Source organism: Rhodosalinus sp. (genome assembly GCF_046542825.1).
GTDB lineage: Bacteria > Pseudomonadota > Alphaproteobacteria > Rhodobacterales > Rhodobacteraceae > Rhodosalinus.
Window position 1 is genome coordinate 14,128 of record NZ_JBKHAQ010000004.1, and the last position, 16,497, is coordinate 30,624.

The 16,497-nt window shown below is 70.2% G+C and carries 15 protein-coding genes; 5 read left to right on the plus strand and 10 right to left on the minus strand.

Annotation, left to right across the window (positions count from 1 at the left end; all coding sequences use genetic code 11):
- Position 1 precedes the first annotated feature (1 nt).
- Positions 2–1,777: a sugar phosphorylase gene (locus ACLFOB_RS01200; protein ID WP_410924429.1), complete on the minus strand. Its 1,776-nt coding sequence runs from the start codon at positions 1,775–1,777 to the stop codon at positions 2–4.
- A gap of 174 nt (positions 1,778–1,951) precedes the next feature.
- Between ACLFOB_RS01200 and ACLFOB_RS01205 the strand changes: the two genes are divergently transcribed.
- The 4 genes from ACLFOB_RS01205 to ACLFOB_RS01220 all read left to right on the plus strand — a co-directional run bounded on the left by ACLFOB_RS01205 (position 1,952) and on the right by ACLFOB_RS01220 (position 5,938).
- Complete coding sequence (locus tag ACLFOB_RS01205; protein ID WP_410924431.1) at positions 1,952–3,364, plus strand: circularly permuted type 2 ATP-grasp protein; 1,413 nt, start codon at positions 1,952–1,954, stop codon at positions 3,362–3,364.
- A gap of 4 nt (positions 3,365–3,368) precedes the next feature.
- A complete protein-coding gene (locus ACLFOB_RS01210) occupies positions 3,369–4,325 on the plus strand; it encodes an alpha-E domain-containing protein (protein WP_410924433.1) in 957 nt (318 codons plus the stop codon).
- The gene (locus ACLFOB_RS01215) at positions 4,322–5,140 is read left to right on the plus strand and encodes a transglutaminase family protein (RefSeq protein WP_410924435.1); all 819 of its coding nucleotides are present in this window, start codon (positions 4,322–4,324) and stop codon (positions 5,138–5,140) included. The genes ACLFOB_RS01210 and ACLFOB_RS01215 overlap by 4 nt, the downstream gene beginning before the upstream one ends.
- Positions 5,141–5,206: 66 nt before the next feature.
- Positions 5,207–5,938 carry a peptidase gene (locus tag ACLFOB_RS01220; protein WP_410917379.1) on the plus strand — a complete coding sequence of 244 codons (732 nt, stop codon included), beginning with the start codon at positions 5,207–5,209 and terminating at the stop codon, positions 5,936–5,938.
- Here ACLFOB_RS01220 and ACLFOB_RS01225 read toward each other — a convergent pair.
- From ACLFOB_RS01225 to ACLFOB_RS01260, 8 genes are all read right to left on the minus strand, one after another.
- On the minus strand, positions 5,935–6,390 hold the full coding sequence (locus ACLFOB_RS01225; protein WP_410917380.1) for a hypothetical protein: 456 nt from the start codon (positions 6,388–6,390) through the stop codon (positions 5,935–5,937). The two genes, ACLFOB_RS01220 and ACLFOB_RS01225, sit on opposite strands and share 4 nt — an antisense overlap.
- Entirely contained in the window at positions 6,387–6,554 is a 168-nt protein-coding gene (locus ACLFOB_RS01230) for a hypothetical protein (RefSeq protein ID WP_410917381.1), read from the minus strand. The genes ACLFOB_RS01225 and ACLFOB_RS01230 overlap by 4 nt, the downstream gene beginning before the upstream one ends.
- 186 nt (positions 6,555–6,740) lie before the next feature.
- Positions 6,741–8,798 carry a TRAP transporter permease gene (locus ACLFOB_RS01235; protein WP_410917382.1) on the minus strand — a complete coding sequence of 686 codons (2,058 nt, stop codon included), beginning with the start codon at positions 8,796–8,798 and terminating at the stop codon, positions 6,741–6,743.
- Positions 8,799–8,802: 4 nt separating this feature from the next.
- Entirely contained in the window at positions 8,803–9,234 is a 432-nt protein-coding gene (locus ACLFOB_RS01240; protein ID WP_410924437.1) for a DUF1850 domain-containing protein, read from the minus strand.
- Between the two features lie 26 nt (positions 9,235–9,260).
- The gene (locus tag ACLFOB_RS01245) at positions 9,261–10,214 is read right to left on the minus strand and encodes a TAXI family TRAP transporter solute-binding subunit (RefSeq protein ID WP_410924439.1); all 954 of its coding nucleotides are present in this window, start codon (positions 10,212–10,214) and stop codon (positions 9,261–9,263) included.
- Between the two features lie 104 nt (positions 10,215–10,318).
- Positions 10,319–11,119: an aspartate dehydrogenase gene (locus tag ACLFOB_RS01250; protein ID WP_410924441.1), complete on the minus strand. Its 801-nt coding sequence runs from the start codon at positions 11,117–11,119 to the stop codon at positions 10,319–10,321.
- 70 nt (positions 11,120–11,189) lie between these two features.
- Positions 11,190–13,694: a heavy metal translocating P-type ATPase gene (locus ACLFOB_RS01255; protein ID WP_410924442.1), complete on the minus strand. Its 2,505-nt coding sequence runs from the start codon at positions 13,692–13,694 to the stop codon at positions 11,190–11,192.
- A 67-nt stretch (positions 13,695–13,761) separates the two neighbouring features.
- Positions 13,762–14,001 carry an Lrp/AsnC ligand binding domain-containing protein gene (locus ACLFOB_RS01260; protein WP_410918469.1) on the minus strand — a complete coding sequence of 80 codons (240 nt, stop codon included), beginning with the start codon at positions 13,999–14,001 and terminating at the stop codon, positions 13,762–13,764.
- A 127-nt stretch (positions 14,002–14,128) separates the two neighbouring features.
- Between ACLFOB_RS01260 and hisB the strand changes: the two genes are divergently transcribed.
- Positions 14,129–14,716, plus strand: coding sequence for an imidazoleglycerol-phosphate dehydratase HisB (gene hisB / locus ACLFOB_RS01265; RefSeq protein WP_410924443.1), 588 nt, complete (start codon positions 14,129–14,131; stop codon positions 14,714–14,716).
- Between the two features lie 105 nt (positions 14,717–14,821).
- Here hisB and ACLFOB_RS01270 read toward each other — a convergent pair whose 3' ends face one another.
- Entirely contained in the window at positions 14,822–16,486 is a 1,665-nt protein-coding gene (locus ACLFOB_RS01270; RefSeq protein ID WP_410924468.1) for a chloride channel protein, read from the minus strand.
- Between the last annotated feature and the right edge of the window lie 11 nt (positions 16,487–16,497).

Here is a 16,497-nt window from a genome sequence, read left to right on the forward strand (position 1 = left end):
ATCAGCCCCGATTGCTGATCCAGCGGCACTGGTAGGGGGCGAGGCGGATCGCAGGCCCCACGGATGCGATCCGCTCGCCCGACAGCAGGTCGCACCAGTCCTCGCCGTCGATCAGGTTGATGGCCGAGGGCTCTATCTCGACCGTCTCGCCGCTGACGTTGTGCAGCGCAAAGACCGACTGGCCGCGGTCGAGGCTCTGCCGCCACAGCCCGAACACGCGCTCGTCGAGTTGCAGGGTGAACTGCGTGGCGTTCGGGTGGAAGGCCGGCTGCCGGCGGCGCACGCCCATGCGCCGCCGCAACTCGCCCAGCGCGCGGGCCTGGCGGCTTTCGGGATCGTCGAGCCGCGTCTGCAGATCCGGATAGTGCCAGCGGTGGCGGTTGATCGCGCGTGCGACACCCGTCTTCTGCACCCCCGCGTGGTCGTTGCCCGTGGCAAGCAGCGCATGGATGTAGAAGGCCGGGATACCCTCCAGCGCCATGACGATGGTCTGCGAGCACAGGAAGCGCTCCATGTGATGCGCCGTCTCGCCCGCGCAGGTGGCGCCCATCGCGTCGAACCAGGTGATGTTGATCTCGTAGGGCGTCTCGCTCCTGTCGGGAGCGGTGCGCATCGACACGAGGCCCCCCTGCCCCGTCGCGCAGTCGATGCTGCGCGCCACCTCTTCGGGGGGCAGGATGCCTTCGGCCGGGCGCATCCCGATCCCGTCGTGGCTGGCCGAGAAGTTCAGATAGGCGCAGCCCAGCTGCGCGGGCGGCATCCCCTGCTGCCAGCGGATCAGGTAGCGCGCGGTTCCTGACTGCAGCGCGTGCAGCAGCAGCGGCGGCAGCGAGAAGTTGTAGACGACATGCGCCTCGTTGCGGTTGCCGAAGTAGCTGAGGTTCTCGGCCTTCGGCACGTTGGTCTCGGTCACCAGGATCACGGGCTCGACGGCGTAGTCGCACAAGAGCCGCATCAGCCGCACGATCGCGTGGGTTTCGGGCAGGTGGATGCAGGGCGTGCCCACGACCTTCCACAGGAAGGCCACGGCATCCAGCCTCAGGATGCGCACCCCGTTGTCGATGTGCAGCCGCATGATCGCCAGGAATTCCAGCAGCACCTCGGGATTGCGGAAATCGAGGTCGATCTGGTCGTGGCTGAAGGTGCACCAGACGTGGGCGGGGCCGGCCGCCGTCTCGACCCGGCGCAGCAGCGGATGGGTGCGCGGGCGGACGACAAGGCTGAGGTCCTCGCCCGGATCGGCCTCCATGAAGAAACGGTCGTAGGGCGAATGGCCCTGAAGATAGGCGGTGAACCAAGGCCCCTGGCTCGAGACATGGTTCAGCACCAGGTCGGACATCAGCTTGAACTCGGCCGCGATGCGCCGGATGTCCGACCAGTCGCCCAGCGTGGGATTGACTGCGCGGTAGTCGGTCACGGCAAAACCGTCGTCCGAGGTGAAGGGAAAGAACGGCAGGATATGCACACCGTCCACCGTGCCGCGCAGGTTTCGGTGCAGGAAGTCGCGCAACAGGTCCAGCGGCTTGTGCACCCCGTCCACGATGGAGTTGCCGTAGGTGATGAGCAGCGCGTCCCTTTCCGACCAGAAGTTGTTGGAGGGCACGCGCGCCCGGCGCCGGCGCGGGCGCTCGCCGGGCCAGAAGGCCTGCGTGATGCGCGCGGCCAGATCGGCGCGGTCGGCTCGCGGATAGATCGCCGCGATCAGGTCGTGAAGGCGGGCCTCGAAGCTCAGGGACATGCGGTGTGCGGGCTCGGTCTGCGGATCGCTGGCCAGCATAGTGCTTCCGTCACCAAGCCCAAGCCCCCGTTGCGAATTTCATTGGCGCACAGGGATTGATCAAAAGACCCTGAAACCGCTGCCCGTTTCGGCAGGATACCCCGTCCCGACCGGCACCAGCATTTTCCTCGGCGCGGGGCGACGGCTTGATGTGCGGGGGAAGCGGGGACTGCGATGACGAACGCCTTCAACGAGATGTACGCCGGCGGCGCCCTGCGCGCGCCCTATCGCGCGCTGGAGAACTGGCAACAGACCATGCCGGCCGAGTTGCGTCATCTCAAGCAGACCGAGGCAGAGGCCCTGTTCCGCCGCTTCGGCATCACATTCGCAGTCTATGGCGAGGGCGGCGACCCGGACCGCCTGATGCCCTTCGACATGTTCCCGCGGGTCTTTACCGCCCCGGAATGGCGGCGGCTGGAGCGCGGCATCAAGCAGCGGGCGCGCGCGCTCAACGCCTTTCTCGCCGACATCTACGACCGGGCCGAGATCCTGCGCGCGGGCCGCATCCCCGCCGGGATCGTGCACCGAAACGAGGCCTACGAGATCGCCGTCGCGGGCTTCCGCCCGCCGCTGGGCGTCTATTCCCATGTGGTCGGCATCGACATCGTGCGCACCGGACCGGACCGGTTCCATGTGCTGGAGGACAACTGCCGCACACCGTCCGGCGTGTCCTACATGCTGGAGAACCGCGAGATCATGATGCGGATGTTTCCGCAGCTCTTCCAGGAGATGCGGGTCGCGCCGGTGGACGGCTACGCGCGGCTGCTCAAGCGCACGCTCGCCTCGGCCGCGCCGGCGAAATGCACGGGCGACCCCTGCATCGTCGTGCTGACCCCGGGCGCCTACAACTCGGCCTATTACGAGCACAGCTTTCTCGCCGACCTGATGGGCGTGGACCTGGTCGAGGGGCAGGACCTGTTCGTCGAGGGCGATTTCGTCTGGATGCGCACGACGGAGGGGCCGCAGAAGGTGGACGTGATCTATCGCCGGATCGACGACGCCTTTCTCGACCCGCTGTGCTTCCGCCCCGACAGCGCGCTGGGCGTGCCGGGGCTGATGAACGTCTATCGCTCGGGCGGCGTGGCGATCTGTTCGGCCCCCGGCGCGGGCGTGGCCGACGACAAGGCGGTCTATGTCTACGTCCCCGAGATGATCCGCTTCTACCTCGGCGAAGAGCCGCTGCTGGACAACGTGCCGACCTGGCGCTGTTCGGAGCCCGACGATCTGGCCTATGTCCTCGACCGTCTGGGGGAACTGGTGGTCAAGGAGGTGCATGGCTCGGGCGGCTACGGCATGCTGATCGGCCCCAGGGCGGATACAGCCACGCGCGAGGCTTTCGCCGCCAAGCTGCGCCAGAACCCGGCGAACTACATCGCCCAGCCGACGCTGGCGCTCTCCACCTGCCCCACCTTCGTGGAGGAGGGGATCGCGCCGCGCCACGTGGACCTGCGGCCTTATTGCCTTGTGGGCGAGACGGTCGAACTGGTGCCCGGCGGGCTGACGCGGGTGGCCCTGACCGAGGGCTCGCTGGTGGTCAACTCCAGCCAGGGCGGCGGGGTCAAGGATACCTGGGTGATCGCGGAATGAGCCCATGCTGAGCCGCACCGCCGCCAATCTTTTCTGGATCGCCCGCTACCTCGAGCGCGCCGAGACCACCGCGCGGCTCATGGACGTGGGCCACCGCAACGCGCTGCTGCCCAATACCGGCGGCGGCTTTCGCAACGAATGGGGCGCCATCCTGCAGGCGATGGGCGCCGCCGGCCGCTTCGCCGAGAAATACGGGGACGAGACGCGGCAGCGCGACATCGAGACCTTCCTGTTCTTCGATCTCGACAATCCCGCTTCTGTGGGCAGTTGCCTGGGCGCCGCGCGCGAGAACGCGCGCATCGTGCGCACCGCGCTCACAACGCAGGTCTGGGACGCGATCAATGGCGCCTGGCAGGAATTTCACGCAATGCAGCGGCGCGAGCGGTCGCAGCTCGCCCTGCCCGACCTTGCCGACTGGACGCTGCGGATGACCGCGCTGGTGCGGGGCAGCATCGAGGCCACGCAGCTGCGCGACGACGGCTACCACTTCCTCAACATCGGTTATGCCATCGAGCGGGCGGACAACACGGCGCGCTTTCTCGACGTGAAATACTTCGTCCTGCTGCCGTCGATCAGCTACGTCGGCTCGGGCCTCGACACCTATCAGTGGACGACGCTCCTGCGCGCGCTCTCGGCGCACCGCGCCTACAACTGGGCCTACGGCGGCGAACTCACGGCATCGCGCATCGCGCATTTCCTGATCCTCAATCGCCTCTTCCCGCGCTCGCTGCTGAGTTGCGTGGGCACCGCCAACGACTGCCTCGACTCGCTGGCGCGCGGCTACGGCCGCGCCACGCCGGCACAGGACGCCTCGCGCCACCTGCTGGCCGGACTTGCAGAGGCCAAGGTCGAGGAGATCTTCGACGAGGGGCTGCACGAATTCCTGACCCGCTTCATCGCCGAGAATGCCGCGCTGGCGCAGGCGGTGCACGACGCCTACCTGACGGGGGAAGCGCGATGAGGCTCAGGGTCAGCCACGTCACGCGCTACCGCTTCGACGTTCCCGTGCGCGGCGTGGTGCAAAGCCACCGGCTGATCCCGGCCGAGTGCGAGGGGCAGAAAGTCCTCGACTGGCGGGTCGAGGTCGAGGGCGCGACCTGGGGCGCGGCGTTCCGCGACGGAGCAGGCGATCAGGTGCGCACCATGGTCCTGCGCGGCCCCGTCCGGGAGGTCGCGGTCGCCATCGCGGGCGAGGTCGAGACCACCGACACCGCCGGCGTCCTGCGCGGCCACCGCGAGGCGGTGCCGCCGCTGGCCTATCGCCGCACGACGCGCCGCACGCGGCCGGACAAGGCGATCGCGGCGCTTGTCCGCAGGGCACTGGAGGGATGCGACACGGCCCCCGATCTCGACCGCGCCCATGCCCTTGCCGCCGCCGTGGCCGACGCCATCGTCTACGCCCCCGGAGAGACCCACGCCCACACCACGGCCGCCGAGGCACTGGCGCAGGGTGCCGGCGTCTGTCAGGACCACACCCATGTCATGATCGCCGCGGCCAGCCTGGCCGGCATGCCCGCGCGCTACGTCACGGGCTATCTGCATGCCTCCTCGGAGGAGGGGGCGCACGAGGCCAGCCATGCCTGGGCCGAACTGCATGTCACGGGCCTTGGCTGGGTGGGCTTCGATGCCGCGAACAAGTGCTGCCCGAACGAACATTACATCCGGGTCGGCTCGGGCCTCGATGCCGAGGATGCGGCCCCCATCCGGGGCGTGACGCGCGGCGGCGCCGAAGAGTCGATGCAGGTCACGGTGGCGGTGGAGGCCGCGCAGCAATAGCGATTGCGGGACCGCGCGGGCGCGCCTAGCCTGCGCGTCAAAACGAGACCGAGAGGCGCGGGCGGAATGACCTATTGCGTGGGACTGCTGCTGAAGGCGGGGATGGTGCTGCTGGCCGATACCCGCACCAACGCGGGGCTCGACAACATCGCCACCTACCGCAAGCTCTTTACCTTCGAGGTGCCGGGCGAGCGGGTCCTGGCGATCATGACGGCGGGCAACCTGTCGGTCACCCAGACCACGCTGGCGCGGCTGACCGAGGCCGCAGAGCACCCCGAGGCGGACGAGACGCGCTCGATCCTCAAGGCGCCGACGCTGCTCAACGTGGCCGGCATCGTGGGGGATACGCTGTCCGATGTGACGGTCGAGCTTCAGGGCCGGATGGAGCGCATGGCGGGCCAGCAGGCCAGCGCCTCGATGATCCTGGCGGGCCAGCGCAAGGGCGGCCCGATGCGGATGTTCCTGATCTATCCCGAGGGCAACTTCATCGAGGCCACCGAGGATACGCCCTTTTTGCAGATCGGCGAGCACAAGTACGGCAAGCCGATCCTCGACCGCGTGGTGACGATGGACACCACGCTGGCCGAGGCGAAGAAGGCGGTGCTGCTGTCTATGGATTCCACCCTGCGCTCGAACCTCAGCGTCGGCATGCCGCTCGACATGGCCGTGATCGAGGTGGACGCACTGGCCGTGAGCGAACGCCACCGCATCGGCGCCAACGACGACCGCTTCGCGGCGATGAGCGCGGCCTGGAGCCAGGCCCTGCGGGACGCCTTCCAGCGGATCGCCTGGACCTAGTTCAGCCTCAGCCCCCGCGGCGCCGTCTCCTGCGGCAGGGCGGCCTCCTGCCACAGCGCCATGCCGGCCACTTCCGCCGCGGCGCAGATCGGCGCGGCGAGGTCCGCGCGCGCCAGGAGGCAGGCCATCAGCATCGCGTCCTCGCGCTCTCCGGCGCCGGCCGAGGCGATGATCCGGGCAAAGACCGCCTCGTCCGCGCCGACGCAGATGCAGCCCGCCGAGTGCCGCACCAGCGGGCGGCGCGGCTGCGTCAGGAGGAGCCGGCAGCAGGTGTCGAGCGCGCGGGTGCCGTCGGCGGCGCGCTTCCGGCCGATCTCGCGCTCCAGTTCCGTTGCATAGGCCGCCCATGACGCCGTGCCGTCGCACCACCGCCGCAGTCCGCGGACCGCACGCGCCTCGCCCGCGGTCAGACCGTCCAGCCGGCCCACCGGAACCCCGCCCGCGGCGCTCATCCGCGGCGCTCCCCGGACCAGCGGTCCAGCATCGTTTCCAGTGCCGGCGTGTCGGGCAAGGCCCCGTCCAGCGCCTGTGTCAGCACCTGTCCCCAGTCGGGCGGCAGGCGCGCCTCGCGCGGCGCGGCGGGACAAGGGTCTTTCGGTTCCCCATCGGTGGTCATGCGCGGTCTCCCGTTGGCGACGGTTGTACCCCAATGTCTGAGTGTTTCACTCGGACTTGTCAATCGCCATGGTGCAGGCGACGCCTTGCGGCGGCGGATACCGGCCGGAGCGCACAGGGAACGACCACATGCACGACGTCCGCGCACGGCCTTTTGCGGACGTCCGGCCACAGCGTCGGTCGGGGATCAGGAGGGCCTGGCAGGCTCCCGGGTTGCCTCGACAGCGGTGGGCGCGCGGCGGGACACGACCCAGTTCCAGCCAAGGATCAGCGCAATCGCCAGCGCGCCCGCGATCTCGAACCGGATATCGGGGTAGAAGATGCCGACGGTCGCGGGCACCATGGCCGCGCGCGAGACCCAGTCCATCCGGGTGAAGAGCCAGCCCTCGAGCGCGGCGGCGAAGGCCACCAGCGCGAGGATCGCGGTCAGCCCCGTCCAGAGCAACACGGGCAGCGGCCCGCCCTGGATGATCTCGGGGTTGTAGACCATGAAGAGCGGAATCAGGTAGAGGCCCTTGGCGAATTTCCACGCCTGCACAGAGGTCTCCAGCGGCTTCGCCCCCGCGATCGCCGCGCCCGCGAAGCCCGCAAGCGCGATGGGCGGCGTCACGTTGCTGTCCTGCGAATACCAGAACACCACCAGATGCGCGATCAGCAGCGGGATGCCGAACTCCTCCGTCAGCGCCGGCCCCACCAGGACGATCAGCACGATGTAGGCCGCCGTCACCGGCAGCCCCATGCCGAGCACGAGGCTCGCGAGCAGCACGAGGATCAGCGCAAGCAGCATGTTGCCGCCCGAGAAGGCCACCATCATCGACGAGAACTTCAGCCCCAGCCCGGTCAGCCCCACGACGCCCACGATGATGCCGGCCACCGCGCAGGCCATGCTGACCGCGACCGCGTTGCGCGCGCCGAGCGCGAGCGCGCCGAGGATCATCTGCACGCCGTTGCCCACCGCCTCCGTCACCCGCTCGACCGAGGCCGGCCTGCCAGCGCGCGGCTCGAACACGAAGATGTCGAGGCAGGCGCGCAGGCCCGCCACACCGATCACCGTCAGGATTGCCCAGAAGCCCACCCGCATGGGCGACAGGTTGTTGACCAGCAGCCAGACCAGCAGGAAGAGCGGGATGACGAACTGCCAGCCGTCGGCCATGACGCGGGCGAAGCGCGGAAGCTCGTCCTGCGGCACACCCTCCATCCCGCGCTTCATCGCCACGATGTGCACGAAGAGATAGACGGTCCCGAGATAGAGGATGGCCGGGAAGATCGAGAGCACGACGATGTCGATGTAGGGGATGCGCGTGTATTCCGAGATCAGGAAGGCGCCCGCCCCCATCAGCGGCGGCGTGATCTGCCCGCCGGTCGAGGCCGCGGCCTCGATGCCCCCCGCCTGCGCCGGGCGATAGCCCAGCCGCTTCATCAGCGGGATCGTGAAGGCGCCCGTGGTGACCACGTTGGCGATGGCCGAGCCCGAGATCGAGCCCATGCCGGCAGAGGCCAGCACCGCCGCCTTGGCCGGCCCGCCCGGCCGCTTGCCGGTGGCGGCATAGGCAAGGTCGATGAAGAACTTGCCCGCGCCGGTCACTTCCAGAAAGGCGCCGAAGAGCACGAAGATGAAGACATAGGTCGCCGCGACCCCCAGCGGCAGGCCGAAGATCCCCTCCTGCCCCAGGTAGAGCTGGCCCACCAGCCGCTCCAGCGAGTTGCCGCGATGCTCCAGGATGCCGGGCAGCCATTCGCCCAGCCAGGGCAATTCGCCCCGCGCGCCGGCCAGCGCGTAGAGAATCGCCACCACCCCGATGATCGTCATGCCGAGGCCCACGGCGCGGCGGCAGGCCTCCAGCACGGTGACGGTGGCGAGGATGCCCATCCAGATGTCGGTTTGCGACCAGAAGCCGGCGCGGTTGATGATCGCGTCGAGGTTCCACGCGATGTAGCCGCCCGAAGCCGCGCCCGCGGCAAGAAAGACGGCGTCCACCGCCCAGCCCAGCGGGCCGCGCGGTCGCTCGACCCCGGTCACCGGGTAGATCAGGAAGGCAAGGACAAGAATGAAGCTCAGGTGGATCGTGCGCTGGTAGAACAGGCCCAGCGGCTCGATCCCCGCACCGTAGAGCTGGAAGAGCGACAGCGCGATGCCGACAAGGAACACCGCAAGCGCCACCGCCCGCGGCTGGGTGCCTGTCGACTGGATCAGCGGGCCGCCTGTCGCGCCCGGTGGCGCAGCTGTCGGGGCGCTCTGGTTCATGCGCTCACTCCAGTCGCAGATAGACCCGCTTGCCCGCCGCCAGCGACGAAAGGCGATGCTGGCGGCCACCCAGGGTCAGCCGGTGGTCGGTCGAGGGTTGCCCGATCCGAACGGGCAGCGCGTCATCCGGCACCGGCTCGTCGATCCCCTCCAGCCAATAACCGCCCTCCGGCGCGTTCGCCAGCCGGCCGCCGCGGCCCTCGACCTCGCCCAGTCCGGCGGAGAAGTCGTGCAGGTAGGAGCGGGAAAGGATCATCCGGCCCTCGCGGTTCACGAAGCAGTCGGCGACATCGCCGCCCGTCACCGAATGGTTCCAGCTCAGGCACCACTCCGCGCCCTCGGGCGCGCGCTCGGTCAGCAGGACGCGCCTCTCCGCCGTCTCGACCGTCAGCGTGTCCGCCGCGGCCGGCAACGCCGTCAGGAGAAGGGCGGCCACCAGGGGCCGCCCTGCCCGTTTCCGCCTCACTCGCGGAGCCGGTCGGGGATCTCTGCCCCCGTCTCCTCGTAGTAGCGCAGCGCGCCCGGGTGCATAGGGATCGGCGTCGCGCCAAGCGCGAAGTCGACGGTGGTGTCGTTCGCCGCCGGATGCACCGCGATCAGCTCGTCCACGTTCTCGAACATGTTCATGGTGATCTGATAGGCCAGATCCTCGTCCATGTCGGCATGGACGACCAGCACGTTGGGCACCGCGATGGTCGGCACGGCCTCCTCGACGCCCTCGTAGATGCCGGCGCGGAGCGAGTAGGCCGCGAAGGTGCCATGCTGGTCGATGCCGGCCTGCACCTCCTCGTCCGAAAGCGGCACCAGCCGGATGTCGCGCGTGGCGGCAAGGTTCATGATCGACGAGGTCGGCGGCCCCACGGACCAGAAGCCCGCGTCGATGTCGCCGTCGCGCAGCGCATCCGCCGTTTCGTTGAAGTTCAGCCGCTGCGCGTCGATGTCGTCATAGGTGATGCCGTTGGCTTCGAGAATGCGGCGCGCGTTCACCTCCGTGCCGGAGCCCGGCGCCCCGACCGAGACGCGCTTCCCCTCGAGGTCCGAGAGGCTTTCCACGCCGCTGTCGGCCAGCGTCACGATCTGGATCGCGTTGGGATAGATCGAGGCGAGCGCGCGCGCGTCCACCGCGCGGCCCTCGAACTGGCCGTTGCCCTCGTAGGCGTCAACCACGGTGTCGGCCAGCGCGATGGCAAGGTCGCTGTCCCCGCGCGAGATCAGCGCCATGTTCTCGACCGAGGCGCCGGTCACTTCGGCGGTGGCCGAGGCCCCGTCGATGTGCTTGCCGATCAGCTCGGCCAGGCCGCCGCCGTAGGGATAGTAGGTGCCGCCCGTGCCGCCGGTCGCGATCGACAGGTCCTGCGCCTGCGCAGTCCCGCCAATCGCCACGGCCGCCGCCGCGGCGAGTATGAAGTGTCGCATGGGTATCCTCCCGTTTCTGGAAGCGGTCGCGCCGTGGCGCTCCTGCCCCTCGCCTTGTGCGCCCCTAGAACAAGACCCATGGCCCGCGATGTCAAGCGCGCGCCTCAGACGGCAAGCGGCCCGACCCGGTTCGCGATCTCGCGCCTGAGCGAATAGACCGTCGAGAGCGAGGTGCTCGCATTGCCGGAGGCCACGTTCTCGATCCGCATGGAATAGCGCGCCACGGGCGAGATCACCTCGTATTCATGGATGTTGTCGGGGGCCGCGGGATCGGCGACCAGCCGCGCGCGCGTCGCCTCGAATCCTGCGCCCGCCAGCGCCAGCGTCGCCGCCACGTTGGCGTTCTTCGGAAACTGCGCGGCGGCGCTGCGGGCGTTGCCCTCGAAGAAGACAGCCGGCTCCGTGAGCGCGTCGAGGTCCAGCAGCGTCTCGGCCGGCGTACCCTTCCACGCGGCGGGCGGCTTGGTGCCGGTATAGGTCACCTCCAGCCCGCCGGCGGGGGCGAGTGCGGCCAGAAGGTCGGTGCCGCCCACCGCGCCCGCCGGCAGGATCAGCCGCGCGCCGCCGTCCCCTGCGGCCGACAGAAGCGCGTCGTGCAGCCCCGCGTCGGCCAGCGCACCGACCGAGGCCAGCACCACGTCCAGCCCCGCCGCCAGGACGGGCGCGACATGGGCGCTGACGGCCCCGTGGCCTGCGCATTCGACCACGATGTCGGGGCGGGCGGCGATCAGCGCGGGCGCGTCGGTCACCACCTCCACCGCGTGGCCGGCCAGCGCCTCGCGCGCCGCATCCTCGCGGCCCGCGCGGGTCAGCACGGTGATCCGCTCCGCCCGCGGGCCGTGCTCTGCCAGAAGCTGCGCGAGCGTCGCCGCGATGGTGCCGTAGCCGATCAGTCCAAGGTGCATGGCTGCCTCCCTCTGCCGTGTGCCCTGCACGACAAACGCATCGGTGGCCCGGGCGCAACCCGGCCGCGCGTCATTCCGCCGGTGCGGCCACCTGTGCGCCAGAGCGCCGGGGCTCTGCCCGCGCCTCGGCCATCGCGGGGCGCAGGCGGCGCAGCCGCAGCGCGTTGGTCAGCACGAAGACCGAGGACAGCGCCATCGCCCCCGCCGCCAGCATGGGCGACAACAGCAGACCCGTCGCGGGATAGAGCACGCCCGCCGCGACCGGGATCAGCGCGGTGTTGTAGCCGAAGGCCCAGACCAGGTTCTGCCGGATGTTGCGCAGCGTGGCGCGCGACACGGTGAGCGCGTTCACCACGCCGGCAAGGTCGCCCGACATCAGCACAACGTCGGCCGACTCCATCGCCACGTCGGTGCCGGTGCCGATGGCGATGCCCACCTCGGCCTCTGCCAGCGCGGGCGCGTCGTTGATCCCGTCACCCACAAAGGCCAGCTTGCGCCCGCCCTTGCGAAGGTCGCGCACCGCGGCGACCTTGCCGTCGGGCAGGACGCCCGCGATCACCCGGTCGATGCCCGTGTCGCGCGCGATCGCCTGCGCGGTCTCTTCCCGGTCGCCGGTGATCATCGCGACCTCGAGGCCCATCTCGCGCAGCCGCGCGATGGCGGCGCGGCTCGTCTCCTTGACCGGGTCGGCCACGGCGATCAGCGCGGCGGGCCGCCCGTCCACGGCGGCGTAGAGCACGCTTTCGCCCCGTGCGGCACGCCGTGCGTCCTCGTCGGCGAAGGCCGAGAGGTCGAGGCCCGTCTCGCGCATGTGGCGCGCCGAGCCTACGGAAACCTCGCGCCCGTCCACACGGGCCCGGACGCCGCGGCCGGTCTCGGTCTCGAAGTCCTCGGCCTCGGGCAGCGAAACGCCCTCGGCCCGCGCCGCGCGCACCACAGCCGCGGCGATCGGATGCTCCGACAGCGCCTCGACCGCGGCGACGAGGCTCAGCGCCTCGTCCCGGTCCACGCCTTGGGCCGGGATCAGCGCCGCCAGTTCCGGGCGCCCCTCGGTCACGGTCCCGGTCTTGTCCAGCGCCACCACGTCCACGCCGGCCAGCGCCTGCAGCGCCTCGCCCTTGCGGAAGAGCACGCCCAGGTCGGCCGCGCGACCGGTGCCCACCATGATCGAGGTCGGCGTGGCAAGACCCATCGCGCAGGGGCAGGCGATGATGAGCACGGACACGCCGGCGACAAGCGCCATCGTCGCGGTCGGCCCCACCGCCAGCCAGATCAGCACCGTGACGGCGGCCACCGCCATCACGGCGGGCACGAACCACAGCGTCACCCGGTCCACGAGCGACTGGATCGGCAGGCGCGCGCCCTGCGCCTCCTCGACCATGCGGGTGATCTGCGCCAGCACGGTGTCCGCGCCCACCGCGGTCGCACGAAAACGGAAGCTGCCCGCGCCGTTCACCGTGCCGCCGGTCACGGAATCGCCCACCGACTTTTCGACAGGCAGCGGCTCGCCGGTGATCATGCTTTCGTCCACCTGCGCCGTGCCATCCGTGACGACACCGTCCGTGGGCAACCGCTCGCCCGGGCGTACGATCAGGATGTCGCCTTGCTGCACCTCGTCCACCGGCACCTCGACCGGCTCGCCCTCCCGCTCGACGCGCGCCGTGCGCGCCCGCAGGCCCATCAGGCGTTCGATCGCCGCGCCTGTCCGCCCCTTCGCGCGCGCCTCCAGCGTGCGGCCCAGCAGGATCAGCGTGACGATCACCGCCGCGGCCTCGAAATAGACGGCGCGCACGTCCGCCGGCAGCAGGTCCGGCGCGAAGGTGGCGACGGTGGAATATCCCCAGGCCGCCGCGGTGCCCACGGCGACAAGGCTGTTCATGTCGGGCGCCCCTTTGAGGAGCGCGGGCACGCCGCGCAGGAAGAACTCGCGCCCCGGTCCGGCCAGCACGGCGGTGGTGAGCGCGAACTGGATCAGCCAGCTTGCATCGTGCCCGATGGTGCGTCCGATCAGCCCGTGAAAGCCGGGGATCATGTGCCCGCCCATCTCCAGGATGAAGACCGGCAGCGTCAGCAGCGCGGCAATCAGCATGCGCCGCCCGGCCTGCCGCGCCTCTTCGGCCTTGCGCGCGGAGCGGTCGGCGCTGTCGTCGGCGCCGGCGGGTTTCGCGGGATAGCCGGCCCGGGTGACGGCATCTGCCAGTTGGCGCGGGTCCACCGCCCCCTCCAGCACCGTGACACGCGCCTCTTCCGCCGCCAGGTTCACCTCGGCCGAAAGCACGCCCGGCACGGAGCCGAGCGCCGAATCGACCCGCCCCACGCAGGAGGCGCAGTTCATGCCGGACACGGCCAGCGTGACCGTCCGCCTCCGCGCGGGATAGCCCGCCCGCTCGAGCGCGGCGGCCGCCTCGGGCGCGCGCCCGGGCGCGTCCGCTGTCACGCTGGCCGTTTCGTTGGCGAGGTTCACATGCACGTCGCGCAGGCCCTCCACGCCCTCCAGCGCCGCCGCCACATGGCGCACGCAGCCCGCGCAGGTCATGCCCTCGATCGCGAATGTGATGCGGTGTCCGTCGCTCATGACTGTCTCCGGTTGCCGGTCGTCCACCCCAGATGGGGCTTCCAGCAACTGGAAGGTCAAGAGCCTGTCAGAACACCTTGAAGGTCAGCGTCGTCAGGCTTCGCTCGATGCCCGGGATGTCGAGCAACCGTTCATTGATGTATTTGCCCACGTCCTCGCCCGCGGGGATGTAGAGCTTCATCAGAAGGTCCCATTCGCCGCTGGTCGAGTAGAGCTCTGACTGGATCTCGCGCAGGACGATCTCTTCGGCGACCTGGTAGGTGGTGCCGGGCTTGCAGCGCAGCTGGACGAAGACGAGCGTGGACATGGTTTGCGCCCTTTCGAATGGCCGGCGGCAGGCTGGCACAGCCGCCACGGCGGCGCAATGGGCGCGGGCCGGGCTTGGCGGCAGCCGCGCGCGGCGCTAGAAGGCAGGGGTTCCCAGGGAGACCGCAATGCGCAGCGCCCGCATCGACCGAAAGACAGCCGAGACCGACATCGCGCTGGAGATCGCCCTGGATGGCACCGGCGCGCGCGAGATCGCGACCGGCGTCGGCTTCTTCGACCACATGCTGGACCAGCTTGCGCGGCACGCGCTGATCGACATCACCCTGAAGGCGACGGGCGACCGGCACATCGACGATCACCACACCGTCGAGGACTGCGGCATCGCGCTGGGCCAGGCGCTGCGCGAGGCGCTGGGCGACAAGCGCGGCATCCGCCGCTACGGCGCTTTCACGCTGGTGATGGACGAGGCGCGCGTCGCCGCCGCGCTCGACCTCTCCGGGCGGCCCTTTCTGGTCTGGGACGTCGATTTCCCGGCCCAGAAGATCGGCAGCTTCGACACGGAGCTGGTGCGCGAGTTCTTCCAGGCGCTGGCCAGCCACGGCGGCATCACGCTGCACGTCACCCGCGAGGCCGGCGTCAACAGCCACCACATCGCCGAGGCCGCGTTCAAGGCCGTGGCCCGCGCCCTGCGGCAGGCCGTCGAGCCCGATCCGCGCGCCGGCGGCGAGGTGCCTTCAACCAAGGGCACGCTCTGAGCCGGAGATCCGCGAAAAGGGGCTGTCCGCCCCCCCGAGAGGAGTTGACCCCAAGAAAAAGGACTGTCGTGGGCGAACCACCGGTCCGGCGCACGATCCGCCCGGTCAGGAGTGCTCTTCCTCCGCCGTGGCCGCGAGCGCGCGGTTGTAGGCCTTGAGCGCGTCAACGTGGAAGAGCGCGCCCTGCAGTTCGGGCGACTTGCCAGCGCCGGTCAGGCGGACGACGGGGATGAAGGGCAGGCCCGACTTGTCGAAGATCGGCATCGCCGCTTCGAGCGTGGCGTTGGCGTCGACGTAGACGCCGTTGCCGATGAGATCCCAGAGGCGCGCCTCGTCGGGTGCGCGGTCGTCCAGCGGACCGCGCATCACGCTGGCCACGCGGAACATCTGCAGCAGGTATTCCTGCGGGCCGGCCGCGAGATGCACGCCACGCCGCTCGAGCTGGCTGAGAAAGAAGGAGCGGTCCACCAGCCGCGAGGCGAGCGCGGTGGAGGTGGAGACCGCGACCATCACGGCAAGGCCCGTCTGCCAGTCGCCGGTCAGCTCGAAGACGATCAGCGTGGTCGAGATCGGCGCGCCGAGAACGGCCGCCGCCACCGCGCCCATGCCGGCCAGCGCGTAGAGCGTGGGCGCGCCGGAGATGTCGGGAAAGAGCCCCGTGGCGACCAGGCCGAAGGCGAGCCCGGTGAGCGCGCCCAGCATCAGCGATGGAGAGAAGACGCCACCGCCCATGCGGCCTGCCATGGTGACGGCCACGGCAATCACCTTGACGATGCAGAAGACCACCGCCTCGTGCAGCAGCAGGTCGCCGGTCAGCGCGCGCGTCGTCGTCTCGTAGCCCACGCCGATGATGTGCGGAAAGGCCACGGCGATACCGCCCAGGAGCGCGCCGGTGACGGCCGGGCGCAGCCAGAGCGGCATCCGCGTGCGCGCCTGCACCAGGTTGCCCGCGTCCTCGCTCCAGAAGATTGCACGCATGGTGACCACCGCGACCAGTCCGCAGACCAGGCCGAGCAACAGGAAGGCCGGGATCTCGGCGTAGAATTCCAGCACCGAACCGCCGGGCAGGACAAAGTTGGTGACGTCGCCGAAGGCCATGCGCCCGATCACCGTGCCCGCGGCAGAGGCGATGACGATCGGCGCGAAGGCATGGAGCGCGAAGTGGCGCAGCACCACTTCCATCGCGAAGAGCGCGCCGGCGATGGGGGCGTTGAAGCTGGCCGAGACGGCGGCGGCCACGGCGCAGCCGAGCAGGTCGCGCCCGGTGACGCCGTCGGCGCGGATCGCGTTCGACACCCAGGACGAGAGCAGCGCGGCGAGGTGGACGACAGGCCCCTCGCGCCCCGTCGAGCCGCCCGTCGACAGCGTGATCAGCGAGCAGGCGGTCGAGGTGAGCCCCGCCTTCGTCTCGACCCGCCCGTCGTTGAGCGCCGCGCCCTCGATCACGTCGGCCACCGCGCGCACCCGTCCGTCCGGCGTGAAGAAATGCAGCAGGAGCCCGACCGCGAGGCCGCCCGCGATGGGCACGGCGACGATCCACCACCAGGCGAGCGTCTCGGCGAAAGTGTGCAGGCGGTGCAGGTCCTCTGCACCGTAGGCAGCCTCCTGCAGGGTCTCGATTCCCATGCGGAAGAGCACCGCGGCGCCGGCCGCCGCGATCCCGACGCCCAGCGCGATGAACCAGAACTGCACCTGTCCCGGCCCGCGGTGGCGCAGAAGCTGCCAGCCCCGGCGAAAGGCGTGTCGGGTGTGCACGATCTGCGCAAGCATCGGGTTGCGCG

Bases quoted from the DNA above. Each gene is read 5' to 3' on its own strand.
- ACLFOB_RS01200 (WP_410924429.1), bottom strand. From the start codon at position 1,777: ATGCTGGCCAGCGATCCGCAGACCGAGCCCGCACACCGCATGTCCCTG.
- ACLFOB_RS01205 (WP_410924431.1), top strand. From the start codon at position 1,952: ATGACGAACGCCTTCAACGAGATGTACGCCGGCGGCGCCCTGCGCGCG.
- ACLFOB_RS01210 (WP_410924433.1), top strand. From the start codon at position 3,369: ATGCTGAGCCGCACCGCCGCCAATCTTTTCTGGATCGCCCGCTACCTC.
- ACLFOB_RS01215 (WP_410924435.1), top strand. From the start codon at position 4,322: ATGAGGCTCAGGGTCAGCCACGTCACGCGCTACCGCTTCGACGTTCCC.
- ACLFOB_RS01220 (WP_410917379.1), top strand. From the start codon at position 5,207: ATGACCTATTGCGTGGGACTGCTGCTGAAGGCGGGGATGGTGCTGCTG.
- ACLFOB_RS01225 (WP_410917380.1), bottom strand. From the start codon at position 6,390: ATGAGCGCCGCGGGCGGGGTTCCGGTGGGCCGGCTGGACGGTCTGACC.
- ACLFOB_RS01230 (WP_410917381.1), bottom strand. From the start codon at position 6,554: ATGACCACCGATGGGGAACCGAAAGACCCTTGTCCCGCCGCGCCGCGC.
- ACLFOB_RS01235 (WP_410917382.1), bottom strand. From the start codon at position 8,798: ATGAACCAGAGCGCCCCGACAGCTGCGCCACCGGGCGCGACAGGCGGC.
- ACLFOB_RS01245 (WP_410924439.1), bottom strand. From the start codon at position 10,214: ATGCGACACTTCATACTCGCCGCGGCGGCGGCCGTGGCGATTGGCGGG.
- ACLFOB_RS01250 (WP_410924441.1), bottom strand. From the start codon at position 11,119: ATGCACCTTGGACTGATCGGCTACGGCACCATCGCGGCGACGCTCGCG.
- ACLFOB_RS01255 (WP_410924442.1), bottom strand. From the start codon at position 13,694: ATGAGCGACGGACACCGCATCACATTCGCGATCGAGGGCATGACCTGC.
- ACLFOB_RS01260 (WP_410918469.1), bottom strand. From the start codon at position 14,001: ATGTCCACGCTCGTCTTCGTCCAGCTGCGCTGCAAGCCCGGCACCACC.
- hisB (WP_410924443.1), top strand. From the start codon at position 14,129: ATGCGCAGCGCCCGCATCGACCGAAAGACAGCCGAGACCGACATCGCG.
- ACLFOB_RS01270 (WP_410924468.1), bottom strand. From the start codon at position 16,486: ATGCTTGCGCAGATCGTGCACACCCGACACGCCTTTCGCCGGGGCTGG.